The sequence below is a fragment of the Pseudanabaena sp. lw0831 genome (genome assembly GCF_016584665.1).
Taxonomy (GTDB): domain Bacteria; phylum Cyanobacteriota; class Cyanobacteriia; order Pseudanabaenales; family Pseudanabaenaceae; genus Pseudanabaena.
Genome location: NZ_BBJB01000033.1, coordinates 1 through 5,368, shown reverse-complemented (window position 1 = coordinate 5,368; position 5,368 = coordinate 1). Strand labels below are relative to the sequence as shown.

General features: G+C 41.9%; 9 protein-coding genes. 8 read left to right on the top strand and 1 reads right to left on the bottom strand.

The annotated features are described in order from the left end of the window. Positions 1-177 precede the first annotated feature (177 nt). Positions 178-1,038, bottom strand: a complete 861-nt coding sequence (locus APA_RS06410; RefSeq protein WP_201321475.1) for a hypothetical protein — start codon at positions 1,036-1,038, stop codon at positions 178-180. Positions 1,039-1,525: 487 nt separating this feature from the next. Here APA_RS06410 and APA_RS06405 point away from each other — a divergent pair, with 487 nt between their 5' ends. The 8 genes from APA_RS06405 to APA_RS25705 form a co-directional block, all read left to right on the top strand. Next, positions 1,526-2,173, top strand: coding sequence for a DUF2301 domain-containing membrane protein (locus APA_RS06405; RefSeq protein WP_236579427.1), 648 nt, complete (start codon positions 1,526-1,528; stop codon positions 2,171-2,173). 225 nt (positions 2,174-2,398) lie between these two features. Continuing rightward, positions 2,399-2,608, top strand: a complete 210-nt coding sequence (locus tag APA_RS06400) for a type II toxin-antitoxin system HicB family antitoxin (protein ID WP_201321473.1) — start codon at positions 2,399-2,401, stop codon at positions 2,606-2,608. 76 nt (positions 2,609-2,684) lie between these two features. Continuing rightward, entirely contained in the window at positions 2,685-2,825 is a 141-nt protein-coding gene (locus tag APA_RS06395; protein ID WP_236579426.1) for a type II toxin-antitoxin system HicA family toxin, read from the top strand. A 9-nt stretch (positions 2,826-2,834) separates the two neighbouring features. Beyond that, positions 2,835-3,530, top strand: coding sequence for a class I SAM-dependent methyltransferase (locus APA_RS06390; RefSeq protein ID WP_201321472.1), 696 nt, complete (start codon positions 2,835-2,837; stop codon positions 3,528-3,530). Positions 3,531-3,583: 53 nt separating this feature from the next. Next, a complete protein-coding gene (locus APA_RS06385) occupies positions 3,584-3,871 on the top strand; it encodes a DUF4090 family protein (RefSeq protein ID WP_201321471.1) in 288 nt (95 codons plus the stop codon). A 113-nt stretch (positions 3,872-3,984) separates the two neighbouring features. Beyond that, positions 3,985-4,494: a L,D-transpeptidase gene (locus APA_RS06380; RefSeq protein ID WP_201321470.1), complete on the top strand. Its 510-nt coding sequence runs from the start codon at positions 3,985-3,987 to the stop codon at positions 4,492-4,494. Between the two features lie 211 nt (positions 4,495-4,705). Then, positions 4,706-4,897: a photosystem I reaction center subunit IV gene (locus APA_RS06375; protein ID WP_009626231.1), complete on the top strand. Its 192-nt coding sequence runs from the start codon at positions 4,706-4,708 to the stop codon at positions 4,895-4,897. A 140-nt stretch (positions 4,898-5,037) separates the two neighbouring features. Further along, the coding region (locus APA_RS25705) for a helix-turn-helix domain-containing protein (RefSeq protein WP_201321415.1) at positions 5,038-5,368 on the top strand (331 nt) is incomplete at its 3' end.

Sequence of the window (5,368 nt, the reverse complement as noted above, 5' to 3'; positions counted from 1 at the left end):
CGTAGCCCGCCTCAACATTTTTGGGTTTTATATGGATCGTTTTTTTCTTAGAGTTCCCTTAGTTATAACTCACTGAGGATTGCTATGTTGCTGTCGCCGTAAGAGAAGTGAATAGCGTCGTGAAGCACCGCTATTCACTTCTTGGGGTTATACCTAATAACTTTGGAGACAGGTATATTATCGGGCAGGAGGTAATAGAGTAAATGGAGCAGTTGTAGGTTGAGGATTTGCAGGAGCAGGAGCAGCAACAGCGGAGTCAGCAGGTTGATCGGGATTTGCAGAACTAACAACAGGAGCACCTACAGCACGTAATACCTCGACTCCATTTTGCTGTAGTACAACAATTGGTGGCTCTGCATTGGTATCAATTCGCTTAACCAATACTCTCCCGTTAGAAATCATTTGACCAGCCCTAACATAGCGAGATGTTGGCTCGCCAAAAGCACTAATAATTGCGTAGATCGTACCTGAAACTTCAACAGTGCCTGTAACTTTTGTACCATCAGCGGCTCTGGTGTCAGGGGGCAAGACTACTTTATTCGGGCGGTTAGATGTTCTCACAACTACAGCAGCACGAAGGTTAGGTAGTACTTTGGGCTTTGCCAACAATGTTTCTAACCTTGGCACTGGATTAATCACAGTACTAGTGAAAGGATCGCGAGATTGTTTGGAGTCAACGCCAATTTTCTGCTCTAGTTCCTGAACTCTAGCCTGTTTATCAGTAATGGTAATCAGATCCTGTGTTTTTTGCCCAGCAACAAATGGAGTGTTAAAAGTCGGAGCAGCGGTAGTTGCAACAACCTTGGGGGCAGTACTTATAGGTGCACTCCCAGCAAGAGTTGGCAATGGCTGCCCCGATTCTGCAAGTCCTCTCATTTGCTCGCAATCAGTACCAGGAGCAAACATAGCTTCTTTAACAACGCCTTGTCTGGTCTCTCGTGTCGTGCTGATCGTACATTTGACTGGTGTACCCTCACCGCAAGCACTAAGGATTGTAGTAACGCTAAGAATCACGCCAGCTAGGTAATAAATACGCATAATAAAGTTCCTCTGCTGCCTACTTGGTTTTCGGTACAGCGTCATCCGAATTTTGTCGATTTTGACTGCAAGATAGTAAAGCATTATGGTAATTTTGGCAATCATTAACAAGAGATAACATCAAGTTTCATAATGAATCCAATTCTGGGGCTGTAGTTTTTATAGTGCTGTAATACCAATTATCGAAATGATCATGTCATTTTAATAATCTAAAATCCTTACTGGATTTGGTTTTAATTCCCGAAAGCGTGACTACGCTTTCGGGAATATAGCCCCAGAATTGTCTTTAGTTATGGCAGTTTACACTTCAGTGAAACTGCTGTAAGTAACTAGGCACAATTAAATATAAAACCCCAAAATAAGTACTGCCCGCGCAGCGGGCGGTACTTATTTTAGCTATGGGTTTTTAATTATGCCGAGGTACTTAGATACAGTGTCAGGTTGGGGTCATCTATACTTTTAGTAATAGTCATTGGCGGAGAAGTTTGTGGAAATCACATCTGAAATTTATCAAGGTCAGTTTGGTGAGTTTACGATTACGAAAGACGATCGCTTTGGGGTAATTATGTACCGCAGTGCTTTAGCGATCGCTGCTCTATGTTTTAGCGTAGGTTCGCTTTTAGCACTATTACAACCTACTAATCCTGACATCCTAAATTGGTTGACTTGGCTGTATATCGGGTTTTCAGTCGGGTTAGGTGTTGCCCTATGGACGATTCATATTTATCTGGAGTTGCTCCATCGGGTTTTGCAGATCTTTTGGGCGATCGGAACGATCGCTGCGGTGGGTGTAGCACTTTACTTTTCTGAACCTTTAGCGATCGCAATTTACGATCATCCAATCGCGTTAATTGGAGTGGGTTTTAGTTTTGCTGCGCTCACAGGAATTTTTTTTAAGGAGACTTTCTGTTTTAATCGCTTTGAAACCAAGTTTTTAGTACCCCTATTGCCTCTGCTAATTCTTGGTCATTTGGCGAATATTTTGCCTGTAGCGATCGAGAAAGTACTATTAGGCTCTTGGGCTGTTTTGTTTGTAATCTTTGCAATCCGTAAAGTGACTCAAGAAATTCCACCTGATATTGGTGACAAGTCGGTCTTTGCCTACCTCAAAGCTCAAAAACAACAAGCAGTTTAATCCAGAGTTTTTGATAAGCGAATCTAATCAACCTGTTCTAGCTTTCAGGAATATTTGTTAATTGATCAGGTAAAACCCCATATAGAGCGTTATATTAAGCAATCGGAACATCAATGGTTGTTTATCGAGTATTACCATTTAGATGATCGGTTTATGCTGTCATCGATTGATGTTGAAGTTAGCTTGGCAGATCTATACGAAAATATTGAGTTTTGAAATAAATTTATGATAGTTCGTGCGATTTTAGAATGGGATGAGGAAGTGCAATCTTATTCGGCAACTTGCCCAGAGTTAAATTTTGTATCTTCCTATGGAGATAGTCGTGAAGAAGCAATATCTAATCTTAAAGATGCTATTTTTCTAATGCTAGAGCCATTACCTGATCATTTATTAGTTAAAAAGCCAAGCTCTGAAATAGTTGAGTTAGCTCTTTAAATTTTTATGCCTAAATCACCGCGATTAACTGCTAGTCAAGTTATTAAACAACTTAAAATCAGCAGGATTTTTAGAAGTGTCTCAAAATGGCTCTCATCTCAAGTTATTTAATCCTGATACTAGGCGGACTGTTATTGTTCCTGTTCATAGCAGCAAAATGATTCCAATAGGTACGTTGAAAGCGATCAAGAAACAAGCAGGTATTAATTTTTTATAGACCTTAATAATGAATAAAGCATTTACTTCGCAATCTGACGACTGGACATCTGCGATCGCTACAGTGCAGAAACGATACGATCGCGAATATCGCAATGAAGCATTTGATTTGCCCGCAGAGGTGGAGTCGATGCCGCTTTTTCGGGAGTGGGTAAGTCATACTTTATCTAGCAAGATTGCTTCGCCATTTTGGGAATTAGCGCATTTTCAAAAAAATCAACGTTGCTTAGATATTGGCTGTGGGGTCAGCTTTTTGATTTATCCTTGGCGCGACTGGGAAGTATTTTTTTACGGGCAAGAAATTAGCTTTGTGGCTAAGGAAGCACTCAATTCGAGAGGTTCACAACTTAATTCCAAATTATTTAAGGGCGTGAAGCATGGGGCAGCACATCAGTTAAGTTACGAGAATGGATTTTTTGATCGCGTGATCGCGACTGGGTTTAGTTGCTATTACCCGCTTGAGTATTTGAAATTGGTTTTGCGAGAGGCTAAGCGGGTATTAAAACCGAATGGGGTATTGATCTTTGATGCGATCGCACCTGATTTGGAATTTGCCGAAAATTGGGCGATTCTAGAAACCTATTTAGGCGCAGAGGTATTTCTGACACCGCTTAGTGAAGTTACGGAGCTTATGCAGTCGATGGGTGGCAAAATTACTGCCAAAAAAGACGGGTTGCTATTTTCGATGTATCGCGTTCAGTGGTAGTTTGTTGAGAGTGGCGCTTTGCGCCATTCTCAACAAGTATTTGGTTTTTATTTATGTCCGACAATTCTACAACCACTGGTGCTGATGCGATTGATGTGGCGATCGCCCAAGGAATCGACTTTGATGGCACACCAATCGATCCTAAAAAACTCGATCTCTATAGCAGCGTAATGGCGCTTGAAGGCAATCGTCAGCGTAGTGGTGTCACTAACACCATGAGATCGCGCATTGTCCGTATTGGCGCAAAACACATCGCTAAAGATGTACTTAATCAAAAGTTGCTGGATGCAGGCTTTGCCCCACTTAAGGACAAAGACATTGCCTATTTTTACAATAAATAACTTGTTCTTTAAGAAAGGTTTCGCAAAGCGAAACCTTTCTAGTATCTTCAGCCTTTTGGCGGATTTCAAGTAAATTTTGGGCATACTTGTTGATATGCAACCTTGCGATCAACATGATTAAGTACTGGAAAACTATATCTACTGTTTTAGTTACCGCTTTATTTCTAACGGGACTGGGTGGCGGAGTTAACTTAATTAATTTAGATGGGGCGATCGCTCAATCCACATCTCGCTCTGTCCGTAATCAAGATATTGAAAGGCTAAAGCGATCGGGACAACGCTGGATCGAAATTCGTCTGCGGAGTCAGCGATTATTGGCGTGGCAAGGAAATCAACTCGTTTATGCGGTGGTCGTCTCGACAGGCAAAAGTGCTACGCCGACTCCTACAGGGCTTTTTAATGTTCAGGTTAAATACCCTACGGGAAGAATGCAAGGTGAGGACTATAACGTGCCAGACGTTCCCCATGTGATGTACTACAGTGGCAACTATGCCATTCATGGGGCATATTGGCATCGTAGCTTTGGGATACCCATCAGTCACGGCTGTACTAACGTCGCCCCCGATCATGCGGCATGGCTTTATCGATGGGCTGCTGTGGGAACGCCTGTAGTTGTGCGTTAAGTAACTAAGCCAACCCAAAAAACTGTACCGCCCGCGTAGCGGGCGGTACAGTTTTTTGGGCTTTATATTTTCAAGTTGTAAATATCCTTTTGCTAAATAAAACTTAACGAGCTAGAAATAGACAGAGGCGATCGCCTCGCAGTAACCTAGAGACGGTATCTGTAATCATTTTATTTTTCACATTACAGTCTTTAGGAATAAGGATAAAACTATGGCAGTTGCACGTGGTTCTAAGGTTCGCATTTTGCGTAAAGAGTCCTACTGGTATCGCGAAGTCGGTACTGTGGCTTCTGTTGACAAAAGCGGCATCATCTACCCAGTGATCGTTCGTTTCGACAGCGTAAACTACTCCAACATCGCAACCAACAACTTTGCGATCGATGAAGTTGAAGAAGTCGCCTAGATTCTTCTAACTCTAAAAAAGGTACAATCTTTGCGTAGCAAAGATTGTACCTTTTTTAGTAAGTAGATATGCAGAATTATTTACACATATTCATAGTAATGGGAAGATTCTAAGGATTACTTAATTGTGATCTAATTACTGTGAGATTAATTGCTCCACTTTCCCCTGAAACGACAAAGCTACTGTGGAGAATCTATCGTCAAAGTCACCGCTTTGCAATCCGTCAACGAGCACACTGTATTCTTTTGAGCGCTCAAGGGATAAGGATAGCGCAACTGATGCAAATTTTTGGGGTGAGTCGCAAAACGATTCATAACTGGTTTGTGGCTTGGGAAAGGCTCAAGTTGGTGGGATTATGTGACCGAGCAGGGCGAGGTCGTAAATCCACGTTTACCCTTGAGCAGCAAGAACAAATAAAACAATGGGTGAATCAATCACCGAAACAACTCAAGCGAGTGCTGCAAAATATTG